General features: G+C 57.3%; 23 protein-coding genes. 10 read left to right on the top strand and 13 right to left on the bottom strand.

Going from position 1 to position 20,187, the window contains the following annotated elements; translation table 11 throughout:
• Positions 1–48: 48 nt before the first annotated feature.
• Positions 49–462, bottom strand: a complete 414-nt coding sequence (gene speD, locus QZ268_RS16420; RefSeq protein WP_349376599.1) for an adenosylmethionine decarboxylase — start codon at positions 460–462, stop codon at positions 49–51.
• Positions 463–902: 440 nt separating this feature from the next.
• Positions 903–1,136 (bottom strand): DUF1127 domain-containing protein, encoded by a 234-nt coding sequence (locus tag QZ268_RS16415; protein WP_295454730.1) that lies wholly within the window; start codon positions 1,134–1,136, stop codon positions 903–905.
• A gap of 93 nt (positions 1,137–1,229) precedes the next feature.
• Here QZ268_RS16415 and QZ268_RS16410 point away from each other — a divergent pair, with 93 nt between their 5' ends.
• Positions 1,230–2,633, top strand: a complete 1,404-nt coding sequence (locus tag QZ268_RS16410; protein ID WP_295454728.1) for a PLP-dependent aminotransferase family protein — start codon at positions 1,230–1,232, stop codon at positions 2,631–2,633.
• 24 nt (positions 2,634–2,657) lie between these two features.
• Here the strand turns inward: QZ268_RS16410 and QZ268_RS16405 are convergent, their stop codons facing one another.
• Complete coding sequence (locus QZ268_RS16405; protein ID WP_295454726.1) at positions 2,658–3,200, bottom strand: hypothetical protein; 543 nt, start codon at positions 3,198–3,200, stop codon at positions 2,658–2,660.
• Between the two features lie 294 nt (positions 3,201–3,494).
• Here QZ268_RS16405 and rplM point away from each other — a divergent pair, with 294 nt between their 5' ends.
• From rplM to QZ268_RS16390, 3 genes are all read left to right on the top strand, one after another.
• A complete protein-coding gene (gene rplM, locus QZ268_RS16400; protein ID WP_122073589.1) occupies positions 3,495–3,953 on the top strand; it encodes a 50S ribosomal protein L13 in 459 nt (152 codons plus the stop codon).
• A gap of 5 nt (positions 3,954–3,958) precedes the next feature.
• Positions 3,959–4,444, top strand: a complete 486-nt coding sequence (gene rpsI / locus QZ268_RS16395) for a 30S ribosomal protein S9 (protein WP_295454723.1) — start codon at positions 3,959–3,961, stop codon at positions 4,442–4,444.
• A gap of 268 nt (positions 4,445–4,712) precedes the next feature.
• Positions 4,713–5,312, top strand: a complete 600-nt coding sequence (locus QZ268_RS16390; protein ID WP_295454722.1) for a CatB-related O-acetyltransferase — start codon at positions 4,713–4,715, stop codon at positions 5,310–5,312.
• A gap of 82 nt (positions 5,313–5,394) precedes the next feature.
• On the opposite strand, the gene QZ268_RS16385 is transcribed toward QZ268_RS16390, so the two are convergent.
• From QZ268_RS16385 to guaA, 6 genes are all read right to left on the bottom strand, one after another.
• Positions 5,395–6,012 (bottom strand): TetR/AcrR family transcriptional regulator, encoded by a 618-nt coding sequence (locus tag QZ268_RS16385; protein WP_295454720.1) that lies wholly within the window; start codon positions 6,010–6,012, stop codon positions 5,395–5,397.
• Positions 6,005–6,874 (bottom strand): polyphosphate kinase 2, encoded by an 870-nt coding sequence (gene ppk2, locus QZ268_RS16380; RefSeq protein WP_295454718.1) that lies wholly within the window; start codon positions 6,872–6,874, stop codon positions 6,005–6,007. The genes QZ268_RS16385 and ppk2 overlap by 8 nt, the downstream gene beginning before the upstream one ends.
• Before the next feature lie 191 nt (positions 6,875–7,065).
• Positions 7,066–7,983 carry a homoserine O-succinyltransferase gene (metA, locus tag QZ268_RS16375; protein ID WP_295454716.1) on the bottom strand — a complete coding sequence of 306 codons (918 nt, stop codon included), beginning with the start codon at positions 7,981–7,983 and terminating at the stop codon, positions 7,066–7,068.
• A 59-nt stretch (positions 7,984–8,042) separates the two neighbouring features.
• Complete coding sequence (locus QZ268_RS16370) at positions 8,043–8,900, bottom strand: ATPase (protein WP_295454715.1); 858 nt, start codon at positions 8,898–8,900, stop codon at positions 8,043–8,045.
• A gap of 80 nt (positions 8,901–8,980) precedes the next feature.
• Complete coding sequence (locus tag QZ268_RS16365; RefSeq protein ID WP_295454713.1) at positions 8,981–9,874, bottom strand: DMT family transporter; 894 nt, start codon at positions 9,872–9,874, stop codon at positions 8,981–8,983.
• A 142-nt stretch (positions 9,875–10,016) separates the two neighbouring features.
• Positions 10,017–11,585, bottom strand: a complete 1,569-nt coding sequence (gene guaA, locus QZ268_RS16360) for a glutamine-hydrolyzing GMP synthase (protein ID WP_295454711.1) — start codon at positions 11,583–11,585, stop codon at positions 10,017–10,019.
• Positions 11,586–11,853: 268 nt separating this feature from the next.
• On the opposite strand from guaA, the gene QZ268_RS16355 reads away from it, so the two are divergent.
• Positions 11,854–13,398: a trimethylamine methyltransferase family protein gene (locus QZ268_RS16355; RefSeq protein WP_295454710.1), complete on the top strand. Its 1,545-nt coding sequence runs from the start codon at positions 11,854–11,856 to the stop codon at positions 13,396–13,398.
• Between the two features lie 63 nt (positions 13,399–13,461).
• On the opposite strand, the gene QZ268_RS16350 is transcribed toward QZ268_RS16355, so the two are convergent.
• Positions 13,462–13,821, bottom strand: a complete 360-nt coding sequence (locus QZ268_RS16350) for a DUF6477 family protein (RefSeq protein WP_295454708.1) — start codon at positions 13,819–13,821, stop codon at positions 13,462–13,464.
• A 238-nt stretch (positions 13,822–14,059) separates the two neighbouring features.
• Here QZ268_RS16350 and QZ268_RS16345 point away from each other — a divergent pair, with 238 nt between their 5' ends.
• Together QZ268_RS16345 and QZ268_RS16340 are read left to right on the top strand one after the other, a co-directional pair.
• Complete coding sequence (locus tag QZ268_RS16345) at positions 14,060–15,130, top strand: DUF6456 domain-containing protein (RefSeq protein ID WP_295454707.1); 1,071 nt, start codon at positions 14,060–14,062, stop codon at positions 15,128–15,130.
• Positions 15,131–15,269: 139 nt separating this feature from the next.
• Positions 15,270–16,226, top strand: a complete 957-nt coding sequence (locus QZ268_RS16340) for a hydrogen peroxide-inducible genes activator (RefSeq protein WP_295454705.1) — start codon at positions 15,270–15,272, stop codon at positions 16,224–16,226.
• 24 nt (positions 16,227–16,250) lie between these two features.
• Here the strand turns inward: QZ268_RS16340 and QZ268_RS16335 are convergent, their stop codons facing one another.
• Entirely contained in the window at positions 16,251–16,799 is a 549-nt protein-coding gene (locus QZ268_RS16335) for a peroxiredoxin (RefSeq protein WP_295454704.1), read from the bottom strand.
• Positions 16,800–17,128: 329 nt separating this feature from the next.
• On the opposite strand from QZ268_RS16335, the gene lipA reads away from it, so the two are divergent.
• The gene (gene lipA, locus QZ268_RS16330; RefSeq protein WP_295454702.1) at positions 17,129–18,082 is read left to right on the top strand and encodes a lipoyl synthase; all 954 of its coding nucleotides are present in this window, start codon (positions 17,129–17,131) and stop codon (positions 18,080–18,082) included.
• A 61-nt stretch (positions 18,083–18,143) separates the two neighbouring features.
• On the opposite strand, the gene QZ268_RS16325 is transcribed toward lipA, so the two are convergent.
• Together QZ268_RS16325 and hpt are read right to left on the bottom strand one after the other, a co-directional pair.
• Positions 18,144–18,554: a GFA family protein gene (locus tag QZ268_RS16325; protein ID WP_295454701.1), complete on the bottom strand. Its 411-nt coding sequence runs from the start codon at positions 18,552–18,554 to the stop codon at positions 18,144–18,146.
• Positions 18,555–18,590: 36 nt separating this feature from the next.
• A complete protein-coding gene (gene hpt / locus QZ268_RS16320) occupies positions 18,591–19,136 on the bottom strand; it encodes a hypoxanthine phosphoribosyltransferase (RefSeq protein WP_295454699.1) in 546 nt (181 codons plus the stop codon).
• A gap of 76 nt (positions 19,137–19,212) precedes the next feature.
• On the opposite strand from hpt, the gene QZ268_RS16315 reads away from it, so the two are divergent.
• Entirely contained in the window at positions 19,213–19,659 is a 447-nt protein-coding gene (locus tag QZ268_RS16315) for a type II toxin-antitoxin system RatA family toxin (RefSeq protein WP_295454698.1), read from the top strand.
• A 28-nt stretch (positions 19,660–19,687) separates the two neighbouring features.
• Positions 19,688–20,187 (top strand): MmgE/PrpD family protein (locus QZ268_RS16310; RefSeq protein ID WP_295454696.1); only part of this gene is annotated, 500 nt, incomplete at its 3' end.

Raw genomic sequence — 20,187 nt, 5'->3', positions numbered from 1 at the left:
CTGCGGCGCGCGGCAGCAGGTGGTGCTGGTGGCAAACACCTGGGCGTATTAAGCGCCCGGATCTGACAGCAGTTCGGCGCCGCGCAGCAGCTCCCGCACTGCGACCTCATCGGTGTCAAAGGCGTCTTTGAACACCTCAACCGCCTTCCATGGCTCGGCATCGCCGCACATGAACACATCGAAGGCGCCGTAGCCGATCTCTGGCCAGGTGTGGACGGTGATGTGACTTTCTCCGAGCACCGCGACGCCAGAAACGCCCTGGGGAGAGAATTTGTGAGTATGGATATGCAGCAGGGTTGCGCCACATAGGGTGGCCGCCCGGCGAAAGGCGTCTTGAATGCGCTGTTCGCAGTCCAGCCCGGTCGCTTCCATCACCTCGATGATGAGATGGGTGCCGGCAAAGATCCTATTGTCCCGGCGGATAAAGTGATCTGTGCGATCAGCCCGCGTCAGGGCGTCCAGGCTTGCAGCAGTGGCTTTGCGCGGGCGATCAGCGCTGACCGTGGGGCAATGCGACGGGGCTGGCTTTGACACTGCGGGCAGGTGGTCCGTGGTGTCACTCACGTTAGCACCCAGAGGGTGCTGGGCGGCCGTGCAGAGCAATCCGAGTGATCCAAAGTGCACCTCTGGTCTTGACCGGCGTCTTGTTGGGAAGGCGGACCGCCAGTGCAACAAGATCGGGAATAGGGTTGGGGCTGTCCCCAACAAAACGTGGCTCTCCCTAGCATGGGCCACAGGCAGGCTGCAAGCCAACCGCAGTTGGCACGCTTGCTCGAAAGGCGGCTAAAGTGGCGTGCAGGGCGCGGGCTAAAAAGGGGGGCGGAGGTAAGATTTAGAGGGGTAATAAATAAAAAGGGCCGGGGACAAGCCCCGGCCATCAGTTGGTTCCTTTGCCCAGGGGATCAAGGGCGCCAGAACGGAAGAGTTCCTTGATAATGAGCTTCCTCGCGGGAAATCCCAATGTCATTCAGTTGCTCTGCGCTAAGATGGCGCAGCTCTTTTCGCGTGGTGTGACGGATCGACCATTTGGTGACGAGGACTGCAAAAGCAACGGCCGCCTGTGCCAGCACTGGCAGGGCAGGGCGGCTGTTCAGGTAGGAGGTGTGCGATGGGGTCTGGGTTGCAGAAGTTGTCATGGTCGGTTCCTTTATTGTGTTGATACAATCCCAATTGTCTGTTATATAAATTTGATACAATGAATAAAACTGGCTGTCTAAGGATGGATTGTAATGGGTACAATTTGGTCGCCGGACCTCGAAGGTAAATCCGGGCCGAAATACCAGCGGGTCGCGGATACCATCCGCACGGCGGTTGATGATGGCGTTTTGCAATGCGGCACAAAGCTGCCACCGGTGCGGGAATTGGCCTACCAGCTGAGGATCACACCCGGCACTGTTGCGCGGGCCTATACGCTCTTGACGGATGAGGGGTTGTTGCAGGCGGAGGTTGGGCGCGGCACCTTTGTTGCGGAAAAGCAAAGCCGCGTTCTGGACGATGTCTGGTCCCGCGAGCTGCACCTGCAAGAAGCCAGAGATCCCCATCACGTCAGTCTGTTTAGCCCACGCATGGTGGATGTTGGGCAGGTTTCTGCCCTGCGCCAGGCGATGGAGCAAGTCTCCAGAGGCGACCCTTTGCTGTTCTTGAACTATCCCACACGGGATGCCTATCTGCCGGTGCGACAGGCCGTGGTGCATTGGCTGGAGGGCCAGGCACTGGGGCCATTGGGGGAGGCGGATGTGGTTCTGACCCATGGGGGGCAAAATGGTATCCTGACAGTGTTGCAGACAGTGCTGCGGGACCCGCAGCCGGTGATCCTGGTGGAGGATCTGTCCTATGCAGGATTCCGCCGGGCCGCAGAGCTGTTGCGGGCCAAAGTCCTGGGTGTCGCCATGGATGAACAGGGAATTGTACCAGACTCGTTAGAGCTAGCGATTCGCAAATCTGGCGCGCAGGTACTTTGTACCAGTCCAGAAGTGCACAATCCGACTGGCCTGTTCACCCCCCTGAAACGGCGGCAAGAAATCGTCGAAGTCGCGCGGCGCCATGGGGTGCAGATCGTCGAGGATGATTGCTACCGGATGGGAGAGGCCAAGGCGCCAAGTTACCGCGCACTGGCACCGGATATGACCTGGCATGTGTTTTCGATATCCAAGAACCTGACACCGGCGCTGCGGGTTGGCTTTGCGCTGGCCCCCACGGGGCGGTCGCAGGATCTGCGCCGGGCTGCGGAGTACAGCTATTTTGGTCTGGCCCAGCCACTGGCGGAAGTCACCCGGATCCTGCTGTCAGACCCCCGCACCAAGGAGCTGGCGCGCGAGGTGCGCCGGGAGATGGCCAAATATGTCCGGGTTGCAGTGAATGCACTGGGCGGTTTTGAACTGGTCTGGAACGATGAGGTGCCGTTTTTGTGGCTGAAACTCCCGGCAGGCTGGCGTTCAGCCGCCTTTACCCGCGCAGCCGAGGCCAAGGGGGTTCAAATCCGGTCGGCAGATGAATTTGCCCTGCGTGATGGACGCGCGCCCAACGCGGTGCGCATCTGCGTCAATGGTCATGTCAGTCTTAAGCGGTTTGAAGAGGCCATGCAGCGGCTGCGCACCTTGTTGGACAACCCGCCCGAGCAGATCAGCGTGTGATAATCTGTCGGGCGGGGCTATGTATTACTTCTCTGCGAGATCGATCCAAACGTTGGATTCGCCGGTGCTATAGGACCAATTGTCCTTGCTTGCGAGAATGCCAGTCATGACCGCTGCGGCGATAAGCCCGGCAACTGAGGTCTCCACAACAACAACCCCATCAAGCGTTGGGTCGTGGGTATAATGTGTCGAAAGTTCCGGTGTTTTACAGGTCATTCTGAGCTGGGAAGGTTTGCCGTGGAATTTAGGTAGATGAACAATAGCCGGGGTTTGAAACTGCGCCGAGAATTCTGCGGTATCAATAGTACAGGTGGCGCCAGTAATTTCCGTGCGTTGCACACCGCCGGGTCTGGAGTTGGGGTTGGATTCGTATTGGTTTTGAAGTTCTTGCGAGGTCTCTGCTGGAACAAATGTCCGGATTACCGGTTTGGTGTAGCCAACGACTCGATCAGCAGCTGTGTTATTTTTGAGCGAGACGGTGATAGGGGGCTGTTTAACCGGAACGCCCTGCGTGCAAGCAGTGACAATAAAGGCGAGTGGGAAAATCAGGAGTGTTGAAAGTCTCATGTGTAACCTTTGAGTTGAGTTGGTCTTGTGTAATCTCTTTTGAGGGCGGAAGAACACTTCTTGGGGACATAGGGGGGCGATGGTGTGCAAATGTCACGGGGGGACTGATCAGCCGGAAAGTTCAGTCTTATGTTTTGGGGTATTATTATACCTATTTTTTAAGATATTGAAAACAAACACTTTAAACATGTTTGCTGGCATTGACGTGGGTCGGGGAACTCCGTAAACCCTGTCCATCAAATCGGGCGCTGGACCTTTGTTCTGCGTCGTCACGACAAACAGGATTGACCTGCCATGAAAACCTTCTCTGCTACACCGGCAGATATCGACAAGAAATGGATCATCATTGACGCCGAAGGCGTCGTGCTGGGCCGTCTCGCATCGATCATTGCCATGCGCCTGCGTGGTAAGCACAAAGCAACCTTCACTCCGCATATGGACATGGGTGACAACGTCATCGTGATCAATGCCGAGAAAATCCAGATGACCGGCAAGAAGCGCGACGAGCACTTCTACTGGCACACCGGTCACCCCGGTGGCATCAAATCCCGCACCAAGCAGGAAATCCTGGAAGGCAAGCACCCCGAGCGTGTTGTCTATCAGGCGGTCAAACGCATGCTGCCAGGCAACCGCCTGTCGCGTCAGCAGATGACCAACCTGCGCATCTATGCTGGCACCGAACATGGGCATGAAGCCCAGGCGCCTGAAGTTCTGGACGTGAAGTCCATGAACAAGAAAAACACGCGGAGCTGATATCGATGACTGATCAGATCAACACTCTCGAAGAGCTGAGCGCCGTTGCTGGCGTTGAGGTTGTCGCCGAAGACATCATCGCCCGTGAACCCGTTCGTGACGAACTGGGCCGTGCCTATGCCACTGGTAAGCGTAAAGATGCGGTTGCCCGCGTCTGGATCAAGCCTGGCTCCGGCAAGGTTGTGGTGAACGGCAAGGAAATGAAAGCCTACTTCGCCCGCCCGGTTCTGCAGATGATCCTGCGCCAGCCGTTCACGGTTGCCGGTGTCGAAGACCAGTTTGACGTCTACGCGACGGTCAAAGGTGGCGGTCTTTCCGGTCAGGCCGGTGCGGTTAAGCACGGTGTTTCCAAGGCGCTGCAGCTTTATGATCCCGCCCTGCGCGGCGCTCTGAAAGCCGCTGGCTTCCTGACACGCGACAGCCGTGTTGTTGAACGTAAGAAGTTTGGCCGCCGCAAAGCGCGTCGTTCCTTCCAGTTCTCCAAGCGTTAAATTCACCACATATGTGGTTTTGGGGGCTGCCTTCGGGCGGCCCTTTTTCTTTTGTGAATTGTTTACCCCATGGGACTCAACCTGTTTGGGGCGGTTTTGCAAAAGCTGTTCATCCAGGTCGCTGTTTAGCCAGGCCAAGGTCTTGCGCCAGCCGCGCGCCCGCGTCTCGTCGGTGGGGTTGGCGATAAGCGACTTAAACAGTTTTCAAACATTTTGCCGCTAATGTGAGCCATGCCCAGAACGGGTACAATTAGGGGAGAAACCAGCATTGAATGAATCAATGATCACCGAAACGCCGATTGGCAACGGCAAAGCAGTCATTGGGCGTTTCACCCTGGGCTGCGACGACATCACTTTCCATAATACAGGGGAAGGGACCAATGTTGCGATCGGTTCCTTTTGCTCCATTGCGGAAGAGGTGAAAATCATCCTTGGGGGGCGGCACAAGATTAACCGCATTGCCAGCTTCCCTGTGGAACAGATTTTTCAGGATGAGCATGTCCCTGAGGACAATCAGAGGGACATGGATGTCATCATCGGCAATGATGTCTGGATCGGCCACGGCGCGACCATCATGCCGGGAGTGAAGATCGCTGACGGTGCGGTCATTGCGGCCAACGCCACTGTTTTTAAGGATATTGGTCCCTTTGAGATCTGGGGCGGCAATCCGGCGACTTTCCAGCGCAAACGTTTTGACGATGACATGATTGCGGCGCTTCAGGATCTTGCCTGGTGGAACCTGCCAGAGGAACTCATCGAGGGTATGGCGCCGCTTTTGTCGACTGTGCCGACGCTAGAGCTGGTTGCTGAGCTGAAAACGATCGTCAGGGACTTGGTTGTCTTTGAAGGGGATGAAGCCGCCGCCTGAGCAGCGAAATCTCTGAAAGACGATCGACAAGCGCCCCGAATTCTTTGAGGCCTTTTTCTGTGCGGCGACGCCTTTTGCAGCGTTAGCTGTCCGGCTCGATCAGACCCAGGCCACGCAGATAGATACCGATGCCGGTTTCCAGCAGATCTTCTGGCGGAAAGGGTGAGGTCGCGCCCGGAGTGTTGCGGGCATAGAGCTCGACCACACCGTGGCTCATTGCCAGGATATGGGCGGAAAACATCGAGGCAGGGGGACGTTTGTCCGCCGGAATTTGTTGGCTCAGATCATCTGCGGCGCGTTCCAGAATTTGACGGGCGCGATGGGCCGCCTCGGCCAGTTCCGGAGTGCGGTTGCTGGCGATGCCGCTTTCGAACATGGCGATGTAATGGCCGGGGTGTTTGCGCGCAAAGGCGAGATAGGCACGTCCTGTGGCCTCAAAGGCGGCCAGAGGTGAGGGCTGATATTTATCATAGGCATGCTGCATCAGGTCGGCAAACATCAAAAAACCCTGACGCGCAGCCTCTGCAATCAGATCTTCGCGGCCTTCAAAGTGGCGGTAAACGGCGGCAGGGGTCACCCCAGCCTGTTTTGCAGCCTCGGAGAGCGTAAAGCCGGTAGGGCCTTTCATCTCGATCAGACGCAGGGCTGCCTCAACCAGAGCTTGCCGTAGATTGCCGTGATGATAGCCGCGTTTAGACATCCCAGTTTTCCGGTCCGATGCAGATGTCTTTGTTCACCGCTCCGATGGCTTTTTCATCTTTGTTCTTATAATCAATGGCATGCAATACGGTACGAATGGCCGAAAGACGGGCGCGACGTTTGTCATCAGAGCGGATCACACACCAGGGAGCATGGGCGCTATGGCTTTTGCTGAGGGTCTCTTCGATGGCTGCGGAATAGTCGTCCCATTTCTCTAGCCCTTTCACATCAATCGGGCTCAGCTTCCATTGCTTCAACGGATCGCTTTCGCGGGCCAGAAAGCGACGCAACTGTTCGGGGCGGCTGACGTTCAGCCAGAATTTGAACAGGATAATCCCGTCATCAACCAGGGCCTCTTCAAAACCGCCTACCTGACGAAAGAACCGCTCGCGCTGCTCTGGGGTGCAAAAGCCAAACACATGTTCGACAACGCCGCGATTGTACCAGCTGCGGTCAAAAAACGTGATTTCACCGCCAGAGGGCAGGTGATCGACGTAGCGCTGGAAATACCACTGGGTTTGTTCTGGCTCGCTGGGTTTGGACAGGGCGACAACGCGGGCGCCCCTTGGGTTGAGGTTCTCGCGAAACCGTTTGATCGTGCCCCCTTTGCCAGCCGCATCGCGGCCCTCAAAAACAATGGCGATCCGCGCACCGCTGTCTTTGACCCAGGCCTGCAACTTGACCAGTTCGACCTGCAAGGATTTGATTTCTTTCTCATAATCCTTGCGCCGCATGCGCTCGGAATAGGGGAAGTTCGGCGCCAGAATGTCGCTTTTGTCACTGTCTTTGATACAGTTGGCCAGGGCTTTGGGAGCTTTGCTTTTGAAGTAGCTGCTGATGGCGCCGTCAAATGGCAGTTTCATTGGAAAACTCCTCTTTGGTCAGGCCTTTATAGGGCAAAACCGGGGGGGATGTGAATCGCTTTCACTCCGATCAAAGCTCCGCGCAGGCAATATCCAGCCCCAAGGAGGGGAAAGGCGATAGGTCTGCACGTACAAACGGAGCGCCGCACAGGCCATTTTCGCGGGCTGCCCCTCATGTATGTGGCTGACCCCTAGCGTCCGATATGCGCCATGTCAAAGGGCGTGGACTGGTAGATCTCGTTGATCCAGTTGCCATAAAGCAGATGCGCATGGCTGCGCCAGCGGTTCTGCGGCGGCTGGCTGGGGTCATCATTAGGGTAGTAGTTTTGCGGCACGTTGATTGCCGTTCCAGTGGCGATGTCGCGGTCATATTCCTGTTTCAGGGTGTCGCTGTCATATTCAAAATGGTTGAAAATATACAGCGCCCGATGCGCCGGGTCCTGCACCAGACAGGGGCCAGCCTCTTCGCTGCCCAGCAGGGTTGTCAGGCCGGGGGCCGCGTCGATTTCATCCTGGCGAATTTCTGTCCAGCGGGAAACCGGGATCACACAGTCATCCGAAAACCCACGCAGATAGGGCGAGGAGGCCGCAAGGTTCTGATGGCGAAAGCAGCCAAAGGCCTTGTGATCCAAGATGTGCTTTTTGACGCCGTGGAAATAGTTGATCATCGCCATGCCGCCCCAGCAGACGCCAAAGGTCGAGTGCACGTTTGTTTGCGTCCAGTCAAAAACCTCGCAGAGCTCGTCCCAGTAGGTGACATCTTGGAACGGCAGATGTTCAATCGGCGCGCCGGTGATCAGCACCCCGTCAAACCTTTGGTCCTTCACCTCCTGGAAGGAGCGGTAAAACTCCTCCATGTGTTCGGCCGCTGTGTTGCGCGCCTGATGCTCGGTCATGCGGATCAAGGTGAGGTCGATTTGCAAGGGGGTGGCACCAATCAGACGGGCAAACTGGTTTTCGGTCTGAATCTTTTTTGGCATCAAATTCAGCAGACCAATGCGCAGGGGGCGAATATCCTGACGTGCCGCTTGATCCGGCGACATGACCATGACGCCTTCGTTCGTCAGAACGTCAAAGGCGGGCAGGTCAGAAGGGATCTTGATAGGCATGTCAGGTCCTCGGTTTTGGGGGCAGTGGTCCAGAGTACAGGTAGATAGGCAGGTTTGGCTTAGGGCTCAAGTGTTTGGGCGATCAACTCATTGAAATCAGCTTCGGTTTTGATCGCAGAGATTTGATCCGCGGTGACGGTAACGCCCCAGTTTTTTGCCATCGCCGCATAGCGCGGCTGGCGATGGGCCAAGGCCTGGGCGTAGGTCCAGCGAATAAAGGCGTCAGGATCGACATCCCCTTCTGATAGGCCCATTTGGTTGAGATAGTCTTCCCAGGTCCGTTGCAGGAACTCCGGTTGATAGGACATCGGTTTTGGGGCGCGGTCAAAACGGCGGATCAGCTCTTCGGTATGGGCGTCATCGCCTTTGATCCAGACCAAAAGGCACTGTTGGGAAAGCGCAGTCAGCACAGGATCCTTGGGATCATCCGCATCTACCCATTCGCAGATCGACCCGCCGGTGTCGCAGATGAAATTGGGGTAGCCATACAGCCGGGTCGCGCGGTCGGCAAAATACTGGGTGTCCAGCAGGGCGTTGATTTCGGCCTTGCGGAACTGATCCTGACGGCGCCGATATTCAGCCATAGCCAAGCCGCCCTTGGCAGGGTCGCCGGGTTTGCCCAGATAGGAGGAAACCGGGTTCAGGTTCTCAAAGGTGATATTGGAGCCAATGTAGATCGAGTCTGACAGCAGCAGGTCCCGCAGAAATGGGTTTTTCATCGCTTCGGACTTGGCATTGTCGGCGATAAATTCGCCCATGTAGCGGGTGCCGATACGGTAATCTATCGAGTAGTGAAACCAGCTGCCTGCATTGCGCAGGATATTGCTGATATAGGTCTTGCCAAGCCCGGACATCCCAAAGAACAAAATGCGTTTTTGCGGCGCGGCGCGCCAGTCTTGTGCACTCTTATATAGCATTGACCCGTCTTTCCTATTGTCGTCCGGCCTTGCTAGTCGGCTCTGGCGGCTTGGTCAATTCTGCTGTGACGCCGCAGCCCTCAGGAGGGACGGGGTTTGGGGAGGCGGATCCGCCCCGCCGCTTCAAGGATGTTGAGGTAATTGGCCACAAAAATCAGGCCGGCGCCGACAAATGTCCAAACCACCACGGCCTCGCCGTAGATCACCATGGCCAGCACAGCGATCACTGGCAGGCGGGCAAAGTCAAAGGGCACCACCACCGTTGCAGGCGCGATCGACAGCGCATTGGTAAAGCAGAAATGGGCCGCCAGACCAGCCATCCCGATGAGCAGGACCAAGGGCAGGATTTCGAGGCTGGGCAGGGTGATGTCCCCATCCCATCCTGCCATGATCAGCCCCATGACCAACTGCATGGAGGTGAGCCAAAACAGGATCGATGCAATGCCTTCATTGCGGGTCAGGCGTTTGGTGAAAATAACCGTCAGTGCAAAAAAGATTGCACAGCTTGCGGCGGCAACCACCCCAGCGTTGAGCGTTTCAGGAGAGGGGCGGGCAACAATCAGGATGCCCATGAACCCGAGCATAACCGAAAGCCCGCGGATCAGCGTCAACCGCTCCCCCAGCAGCAGCGGGGAGAGCACCACGACCCAAAGCGGCGAGGTGAATTCCAGCGCAAAAACCTGGGCCAGGGGGATCAGCGTGACCGCAAAGAACCACAGGTTCTGACCGGTGAAATGGGCCAGGTTTCGCACCAGATGGCTGCTCAGGCGGTCTGTCTTGACGCTGCCCCAGTTGCCTTTCACCGTGATCAAAACTGCTACGATGATCACCCCAACCAAGCTGCGATAGCTCATGATTTCAAAGGTATCGAGCGTCTGACCCGCTTCGCGCCCTGCAATGGCCATGGCCGAAAAGGAGCCGATAGCACCCAACATCCACAACGCCGCTGGCAGTATTTTGATTTCAGCAGTCATTGGTGGATTCCTTTGGATTTCGCGCTCGGCCTCACAGGACCCCGTATTGCCGGTCGCGTCAATGGGCGGCGAAACGAGAGAGTGCAAAAGAAAGCCCCGGCACGGGGGCCGGGGCGGATCACTTGTCATCGCGAAGGGGGGCTTATTCCCACTCGATGGTGCCCGGAGGTTTCGAGGTGATGTCATAGGTACAGCGGTTGATGCCCTTTACCTCGTTGATGATCCGGGTGGAGGTCTCGCCGAGGAATTCATGGCTGAACGGATAATAATCCGCCGTCATGCCATCAACGGATGTGACCGCGCGCAGGGCACAGGCAAAATCATAGGTCCGCCCATCGCCCATCACCCCTACGGTGCGCACTGGCAGAATGGCGACAAAGGCCTGCCAGATCTCATCATAGAGACCATGTTTGCGGATTTGGTCGATATAGACGGCATCGGCTTCGCGCAGGATTTCCAGCTTTTCGCGGGTGATCTCACCGGGGCAACGGATGGCAAGACCGGGTCCGGGGAAGGGGTGGCGGCCAATAAAGCTGGCAGGCAGACCCAGTTCACGGCCCAATGCGCGAACTTCATCCTTGAACAATTCGCGCAGCGGCTCAACCAGTTTCAGGCCCATCTTTTCCGGCAGCCCGCCAACGTTGTGGTGGCTTTTGATGGTGACCGAAGGACCACCAGAGAAGCTAACGGATTCAATGACATCAGGGTAAAGCGTCCCCTGTGCCAGGAACTCGGCGCCCTCAATGGTATTGGCGTGTTTCTGGAACACATCAATAAACAGCTTGCCGATGATCTTGCGCTTGGTTTCGGGGTCAGATTGGCCTTCCAGCTCGCCCAGGAACAGGTCCTGCTCGTCTGCGTGGATGAACTGCATGTTGTAGTTGTCGCGGAACATGGAGACGACCTCATCGGCCTCCCCCTTGCGCAACAGCCCGTGGTCAACAAAGACGCAAGTAAGCTGATCGCCAATGGCTTCGTGCAGCAAAACGGCGGTAACCGAGCTGTCAACGCCGCCGGACAGACCGCAGATCACCTTTTTGTCGCCAACCTGTTCGCGGATCGCGGCAATTGCCTGCTCGCGGTACAGGCCCATGGTCCAGTCGCCGCTAAAGCCCGCGAGTCGCACAAAGTTTTCATAAAGCTTGGCGCCATTGGGGGTGTGGTGCACTTCGGGGTGGAACTGCACCGCGTAGAAATTGCGGCTGATATCCGCGGTGATGGCAAAGGGCGCATTGGGCGAGGTGCCGTAGACCTCAAACCCTGGCGCTAGTTTGCTTACATGGTCACCATGGGACATCCAGACCTGCTCGCGGTCTGCGTCGTCCTGAAACCAGCCTTCCAGCAGCGCCGGCGAGGCAATGGTGGGCTTTACATAGGCGCGGCCAAACTCGGCGGTGCCATGGCCGCTTTCGACCATGCCTCCGAGCTGATGCATCATCACTTGCTGGCCATAGCAGATCCCGAGAATCGGCACACCGATTTCAAAGATCTCTTGCGGCACGCGGGGGCTACCCTCGCGGGTCACGCTGTCTGGGCCACCGGAAAAGATCACGGCCTTGGGCGCCAATTGGCGCACAAAATCCATTGTGACGTTCTGGTAGGGGTGAATTTCGCAATAGACATTCAGCTCACGCAGGCGGCGCGCAATAAGCTGCGTAACCTGGCTGCCAAAGTCTATGATAAGAAGGCGGTCATGGGATGTCTGGCTCATGTTTGGCTCATAGGCCCTGCGTCTCTGTCTGGCAAGAGCACAGTTATGCCACGAGCGGCTGGGAAGTGAAAAACTTTGCCAATCTTGCCTGCCCCTGTGGCATCCCCTGGGGCATCGTCACGCACGTCGATGGGGGAAGTCGGCGGGGTTAAGGTGAAAAATGCTCGTTAGATGTCGCTTTCCAACCGGATAGGCCGTTATCCTTCGGCGGTGGCGGCACGTGGCGGGCTAAATGTCTTTCAATGAAATTCCTTCAAGAGGGCTGACCATGGCTGAAGAAGCACCACGTCGTCGGAGCAGAGGTGGCGGCGGCGCCGCCCGCCGCGCAGAACGTACTAGCATCAAGATTGAAACCGCAAAGTACATTCAGCGCAATATCCCCAACTTCGAGGTTCTGACCCAAGAGGCGCTGGAGACCATTGAAGCCAATGCGGATATCATCCTCGAAGAGGTTGGCGTAAACTTTGTGGACAATCCGGCAGCGCTGCAGCGTTGGCGCGATGCTGGTGCTGACGTTCAGGGCGAACGGGTGCGCATCCCCCGTGGCCTGGCCCGCAAACTCTGCGCCACAGCCCCTGCCGAGTTCACACAGCACGCCCGTAACCCGGAAAAATCTGTGGTCATCGGCGGCAACAACATGGTTTTGGCACCGGTTTATGGCCCCCCATTTGTGCGCGATGCCAAAGGTGGCCGTCGTTATGCGACCATGGAAGACTTCAACAAGTTCGTGAAACTCGCCTACATGTCCAAGTGGTTGCACCATTCGGGCGGGACCGTTTGTGAGCCCACGGATATCCCGGTGAACAAACGTCACCTGGACATGCTGCTGGCCCATATGACCCTGTCCGACAAGCCCTTTATGGGCTCGGTGACCGAGCCAAGCCGGGCGCAGGATTCGGTTGATATGTGCGGGATTCTGTTTGGCAAGGAGTTCGTACAGAACAACACCGTGATGACCTCGCTGACCAATATCAACTCGCCGATGACATTTGACGATGTAATGATGGGCTCGCTGGAGGTCTATGCCGCCAATAACCAGGCCTGCATCATCTCTCCCTTTATCGTCGGCGGTGCCATGGCACCGGTTTCTGTGGCAGGCACCCTGACGCAGGTTCTGGCCGAAGTCATGGCCGGTGTTGCCTATAGCCAGCTGGTCCGTCCCGGTGCCCCGGCGATCTTTGGCGCCTTTGTTTCCTCGATCGACATGAACTCTGGTGCGCCAACCTTTGGCACGCCCGAGGCCTCGCTTGTCACCTATGGCGCCGGTCAGCTGGCACGCCGTTTGAACCTGCCGTTCCGCTCTGCCGGGTCCTTCTGCGGCTCCAAACTGCCCGACGCGCAGGCCGCCTATGAGACCGCAAACTCGCTCAACATGGGGCTGTTGTCAGGGGTGAACTTCATGCTGCACTCTTGTGGCTGGCTCGAAGGTGGGCTGGTGGCTGACTTTGAAAAGTTTGTCATGGATGCCGATCAACTGGGCACTTTGCATGGGCTCGCCAAAGGTGTGCCAGTTTCCGAAGACGATCAGGCGATGGATGCGATCCGCGAAGTTGGCCCCGGCGGCCACTACCTGGGCTGTGCGCATACCCAGGCGAACTTCAAAACCGCTTTCTGGAAGTCTGATCTGCTGGACTACAAACCCTTTGAAACCTGGGAAGAAGAGGGCGCGCGCGATACCTATTCCCTGGCCACAAGCCGGGTGGATTATCTTCTGTCAAACTATCAGGCTCCGGCGCTGGATCCGGCAATCAGGGAGGCATTGGAGGCCTTTGTTGCTGAGAAAAAAGCAGAGTCGCCGGATGCTTTCATGTAGATTTGATGGTGCCCAGGCGGGGCAATTTTTTCCCGCATAAGGCGAAAATGTTTCAGGCAGGGGCTATAATGGCCGCTGCCTGTTTTCGTTTGGCACTGGGGGAGTGTTTTGGGCGGTCGCTTCGTCGGGCCTGTCCTGAGAGTTCGGCGGGGAAAGATAGGCGGATTCCCCCAGCATGGCGATCAGCACCTCCACATGGCGGGTGATGGCATAGCCTGCATCCCCACTCAGGCGCTGTTGATTCACCTCATGTTCAAGGTCCAATAAGCGCATGAGCGCGGCTGCGGGTCTTGCAGGTTTTTCAGTGCCAAGAATTCGGCGCAAATCCCGCTCCCGGCTATAGCTGCTGGCGCCAATACGGGCGGTTCTAACCAGAAGCCTGGGGCGATGAAGAGTTTTTAGGCGGCTCAGAAGGTCCTGCATTTTGATGTCCCTTTTGCTGTGCGAGTGATCGGAATCGTAACACAACCAATGCGGGTGTTGCCGCAGGGAGAGGTTTACCGCGCGGTCTATTGTTTGTTGATTGATGAGTTTTTGGAAACAATGATGGATAACTCGAAGTTCTGTTCAAAATCAATCGGGTAAACTCTCTGTCTCTGTGGGGAACCTTGGGGGCGGAATGTGGACTATTTGCCTGACTGACGACCGGAGATCAGTATTCATGCAAAGACAGTCAGCACAATCACTCCCAGAATGGGTCCCCCCTGAGGTGCAGAGATATCTGGACCACACCGAAGGCGGCTGTTCGATCCGTCAGTTGGCCAGGGAGCTGAAATGCCATCCCTCGACCGTGTTGCGTCAGATACGCCGGGTCGAGAATCGCCGCGATGATCCTTTGATTGACTGCGCATTGGGTGAATTGGCGGCGGCTCATTTTGATCGGCTGGCGGCGCCAAAATTCCAACATTTTGCTGATTCCGCGACGCTCAGAACCGCCGCTTTGGAAGTCTTGGCAAGGCTCTGTCAAAGTGGCGCGATTTTGGCTGTGGCGGACGGCATGGAAAAGGCCGTTGTCGTGCGCGAAGGTGACAGTGCCATGAGCAAGCTTGCGGTGGAGCAGGGGCTGGCGGGGAACATGGCGCTTTTGGGGTGGATCAGTTGCACCCGGCCTGGCCGCCTGCGCCGCTATCATATCACCCCAATGGGGCGTACGGTGTACAGTCGCTTGATGGCAGACCGCGAGAACCGGGCGCGGGCCAATCTGGAGCAGGGGTTCAGCGAAACCCAGCACAGGTTTCTGCCGGGACGGGGCGACAGACCCAAAGAACGTCGCACGCGCTATGGGCTGGGGGAAACGCCGCTGGATATGCTGGCGCGGTTGCAGGACAAAAGCGGCGAACCGTTTTTGCCGCGTGAGCTGGTCGATGCGGGAAAACGCCTGCGGGAGGATTTTGAATTGGCCCAGGTCGGCGATCATCTGGCGCAGAGCAGGGCCTATTTTGCCGCGTCAGAGGGATGTGGGAGATCCAAGCCGCCAAAGCGGAGCGCTGCCTCTAAGGCTGCCAAAAAGCGGGCCGCAGCAGCCATGGCGGCCATGGGGTCCGGTCTGAATGATATTGCGCTGCGGTGCTGTTGTCACCTGGAGGGGCTGGAAGCGGCCGAGCGCCATCTGGGATGGTCGGCACGGTCTGGAAAAATCGTCCTGCGGATTGCCCTGGCCCAGTTAAAAGCCTTCTACGATGAAACGGACGAGCGCCTCGGTGACACCCATGGCAATCAGCTGATTGGCTGAACGGGCGGGCCTTCGGCCGTTACGGCGCAGCTGGGCGAACCGTGCGCGGCAATGCGGAAGGTGCAAATTTGGCAGGTATTTGCTACTTGCTGCGATAATCAGTTATTGTCGCGAGTGGCGTATTTGATAGGGTGCTCCTATGAGATTTACCCTTCGACAAATTGGTTATTTCAAGGCGCTGTGTGAGCATCGCAATTTTGGCCGCGCCGCTCAGGCCTGCCATGTGTCTCAGCCTGCTTTGTCTGTACAGATCAAAGCCTTGGAAGACCTGATGGGGGGAATTCTGGTCGAACGTCGAGCGCGGGATGTGGTGCTGACGCCTTTGGGGCGCGAGGTGCTGGCGCAAAGTGAAGAAATCCTGCTGTCTGCTGGTCGGCTGGAACGTCTGGCACAGGATCAAAGCAGCGGGCGTCGCAGCCTGTCCTTGGGGGTGATTCCTACCATAGCGCCCTATTTGCTCCCCGGGTTTCTGGCTGATCTGCGGGCCCATGATCTACACCTGAATATTCAGGTGCGTGAGGCCAGAACTGAGCGCCTGTTGGAGGCTTTGCATAATGGCGCATTGGATGTGGCCATTATGGCCTTGCCCAGTGGTGGCGCGGGACTGGTAGAGGAAGAGCTGTTCGAAGATCACTTTTTGCTGGCAGGCTCGGCCAATCGTCTGGCGCAGGTCAATGCCGGGCACCCAAGGGTTGAACCCTCGGATCTGAAGGCCAACCAGTTGATGCTGCTTGAGGATGGCCATTGCCTGACGGATCAGACGCTGGAGGTTTGTGGCGTTGCCCGCTCTGCCTCGGGGATCAACATGGGGGCAGGGTCGCTGGCGACTCTGTCCCGCCTGGTTGCCGCTGGTTTTGGCCTGACCTTGATGCCCGAACTTGCATTGGCTGCAGAATGTAACGCGGCACAGGGGCTGTGTGTTCAACGCTTTGGCGCGCCGCAACCAAAGCGCAGGATTGGCTTGATCCGCCGCGCCAGTACCGCAGAATCAGTATGGTTTCAGGATCTGGCCCAAGTGGCGCGGCAGACGGGTCAGGCCATTTTGCAGCAAGCGCAAAAAGACTACGGGCCCGCCACTGGCGAGCCCGAGCCTTAAACAGGTTTTGCAGAACCGGGTGGCTTAGGCCGCCGCAGTTTCTTTTGCCGCCTGCAGGTGCTTCATCAGGTTTTCTGGGGAGGAGACGCCATAGGGGTCTTCGCCGTGGTTGTCGCACAGGCCAGGCTCTTCGAACCAGGCTTCGACAACGCCATCGTTGACGATGGCCGCATAGCGCCAGGAACGTGCGCCAAAGCCCAGGTTGTCCTTGGCGACGAGCATGCCCATTTTGCGGGTGAACTCACCAGAGCCATCAGGGATGACATTGACGTTTTCCAGGTTTTGCGATTCGGCCCATTTGTTCATCACAAAGCTGTCGTTGACCGACATGCAGTAGATGGCATCGATGCCTTCGGCCTGAAAATCGGCAAAACCTTTTTCAAAGCCGGGCAGCTGGTAGGTGGAGCATGTGGGCGTAAAGGCGCCGGGCAGGGAGAACAGCACAACCCGCTTGCCTGCAAAGTAATCCGCGGTGGTTTTGTCTTCCCAGCGGAACGGGTTGGGACCGCCTACAGCTTCGTCGCGTACGCGGGTTTTGAATGTCACGTCGGGCAGTTTTACGCCAGCTTTCATATTACAACTCCGTTGATGATGAACCAGTTTGGCAGGCGTTTATAATAGTTCTAAATTCAGTGCAACCATCTCTGGCTACTGTCGCAAAACAGTCATGCAAAGGCGACCGACTGCGTTGAAAATAGGCACAAATGTCTAAATTTTTGCCGCTTTTGCAGCGCCAGGGTCGCAAAATTGTGAAAGGGTTTTTGAACCAAATAATGTTAGGCAAACAACGCTAGACGGTGGTGCTATGCATCACTTGCATTGCCGATATTTCATTGTCGCGGTGACGCCAAGGAATGAACGTGCTAAGTCACCTAGGAACACAGGCCAGAAGCGGACCCACCATGCGTGATCTCAAAATTCCCGAGCAACGGCATCCCGAAAAGGCAAATCGCCCGGATAATGCCCAGCCAAAGAAACCCAGCTGGATCCGGGTCAAAGCCCCCGGCGGCAAGGGCTATGCGGAAACCCATAAGATCATGCGCGATAACGGGCTGGTTACGGTCTGCGAAGAGGCCGGTTGTCCGAATGTCGGCGAGTGCTGGAGCCAGGGTCACGCCACCATGATGATCATGGGCGAGGTCTGCACCCGTGCCTGTACCTTCTGCAATATTGCCACCGGCAAACCCCCCGAAGATCTGGACGCGTTTGAGCCGGGCCGCGTGGCCCATGCGGTGCAGAAACTGGGTTTGAACCACGTGGTCATCACCTCGGTGGATCGCGACGATATCACCGATGGCGGGGCAGAGCATTTTGCCCAGACCATCCGCGCCGTGCGCCACCGCAGCCCCTCGACCACCATCGAGATCCTGACGCCTGATTTCATCAAATGTGACATGGCGGTGATTGAACAGATCATCGAGGCGCGTCCCGATGTGTTCAACCACAACCTGGAAACAGTGCCTGGCCTCTACCCCGAGGTGCGCCCCGGCGCGCGCTATTTCCACTCTCTGCGCCTGTTGCAGCGGGTGAAAGAGCTGGATCCGTCGATGTTCACCAAATCGGGCATCATGGTTGGTCTGGGCGAGGATGAACAAGCTGTGCGTCAGGTGATGGACGACATGCGGGCCGCCGATATTGATTTTCTCACCATTGGCCAGTACCTGCAGCCAACACCAAAACACCACGCAGTGGATCGTTTTGTAACGCCGGATGAGTTCAAATCCTACGAGAAAGCCGCCTATGGCAAGGGATTCCATATGGTATCGGCGACGCCGCTGACACGCTCTTCTTATCACGCGGGCGATGATTTTGCCCGCCTGCGCGCCGCCCGCAACGCCAAACTCGGGCTGGCCTAGTCACGACTTTCCAGGCGACAGGCATCACATCTGGCGGAGCGCTGCAAAGATGTGATGCCTGTCACTTCTCCCCCTCGCAGCTGTTTTCGCTCCGGTGGTCACTTTCCCTGTCTTGCGGGTATTGCTTGCTGTTTGAAAAATCAGGCAGCCAGGATTCGCGGCGGATGCACCACAGCTCATATGTCGGGGAAAGCTGGTTTGGCTGGTCCAGGATCCCGAGGTGAACTTCGATCTCATCCTCGCTGCGGGAAAATACCGAAGAGCCACATTTTGGGCAAAAGAAACGCCCCGCATAGCTGTGGGGTGTGCCGGTGATGGTCACTGCATCTTGTGGGAAGATGGCGGAGGCGTGAAACAGCGCCCCGTGGTGTTTGCGGCAGTCCATACAGTGACAAAGACCCACCCGGTAAGGCTGGCCTGTGGCGGTAATCCGGACGTCGCCACACAAGCAGCCTCCACAGAGTTCTGTCATGGCTCTGTCCCTTTTTCAGTGTGGCGCCTGTGAAAGTCAGCTCTCGTCGGTGAAACGCACCTTGCCGATATAGGGCAGGTTTCGATTGCGCTGTGCAAAGTCGATGCCATAGCCCACAACAAATTCATCGGGAATTTCAAAGCCAATCCAATCCGAGCGGAAATCCACCTCGCGGCGCGACGGCTTGTCCAGCAGGGCAATGGATTTCAGCCGTGCCGGTTTGCGGCTCGCCAGCAGATGCGTGACATGGTTCAGGGTGTGGCCGGTATCAACGATATCTTCCACCACCAGCACGTCGCGCCCTTCAATAGCGCCGCGCAAGTCTTTGAGAATGCGCACTTCCCGACTGCTCTCCATGCCGTCCCCATAGGAAGACGCCTCGAGAAAATCGACCTCAATCGGCAGGTCCAACTCGCGCACTAGATCGGCAATAAACACAAAGCTGCCGCGCAGCAGGCCAACAACAACCAGCTTGTCCGTGTCGCCAAATTCCTGGGTGATTTCGTCACACAGCTCCTCGATGCGGGCTGCAATGGTTTTGGCTGAAATCATCACATCGATGACATATGGACGCTGTGGCATGGCTGACCCCTTGAAATTTCCGCGCGTTCATAGGACATGACGCGACACGATCATAGCAAGAAAATTGATGTCGCCCATGCCAGTTCACTCAGAAAACCGCCAGATGCCCTATACCGCACAGCAGATGTACGGGCTTGTAGCGGATGTGGCACAATATCCAAAGTTCCTGCCCTGGTGCGCCGCCGCCCGCATTCGCAGCCGCAAGCAACAAGGCCCGGCCGAGGTGATGGAGGCGGATCTGGTGATCTCTTTCAAGGTGTTCCGCGAACGTTTTGGTAGCCGGGTGACGCTGTTTGCCGATGATATGAAGATCGATACCGAGTATCTGGACGGCCCCTTTCGCTACATGAAATCAAACTGGAGCTTTGCTGCGCGCGAGGATGGCACCTGTGATGTGACCTTCTTTGTTGATTTTGAGTTCAAAAATGCGGTGTTGCAGGGCATCATCGGGGTTGTCTTCAACGAAGCGATGCAGCGTATTGTGAAGGCATTTGAGCGCCGCGCGGCTGAGCTATATGGCTAGGCTGCCCTGAACACAGGAAGCCTAAGCGATGAATACGACCTTGACTGGCCAGCTGGCTGAGTTTGCCACTTCAGACCTACAGCCCACCGGGTTGGCCCGCCAGATGGCGCGGCTCTCGGCGCTGGACTGGCTGGCCTGTGGCATTGCCGGAACCGAGGAACCAGTGTCGCGGCTGCTGCGCGATCAGGCCCTGTCCGAAGCAGGCGCGCCGCAGGCCACCCTGTTTGGCAGCTCCCAGGTGCCCGCGCGGATGGCAGCGCTGGCCAATGGCACCATCTCCCACGCGCTGGACTATGACGACACCCATTTTGCCCATATCGGGCACCCGTCGGTCGCTGTCATTCCCGCCGCGTTGGCCGTCGCCGAACAGGTCGGGGCCGGGCGCAATGCAATGAAGATCGCGGCCCTGATCGGGATGGAACTGTCGATCCGCACCGGCCTGTGGCTTGGGCGTGGGCATTATCAGGTCGGCTTTCACCAGACCGCCACCGCAGGCGCTTTTGGCGCCGCCGCCGCCGCCGGGCGGTT

Source organism: uncultured Pseudophaeobacter sp., from assembly GCA_905479575.1.
GTDB lineage: Bacteria > Pseudomonadota > Alphaproteobacteria > Rhodobacterales > Rhodobacteraceae > Pseudophaeobacter.
This window is presented reverse-complemented; position numbering and strand designations above follow the sequence as displayed.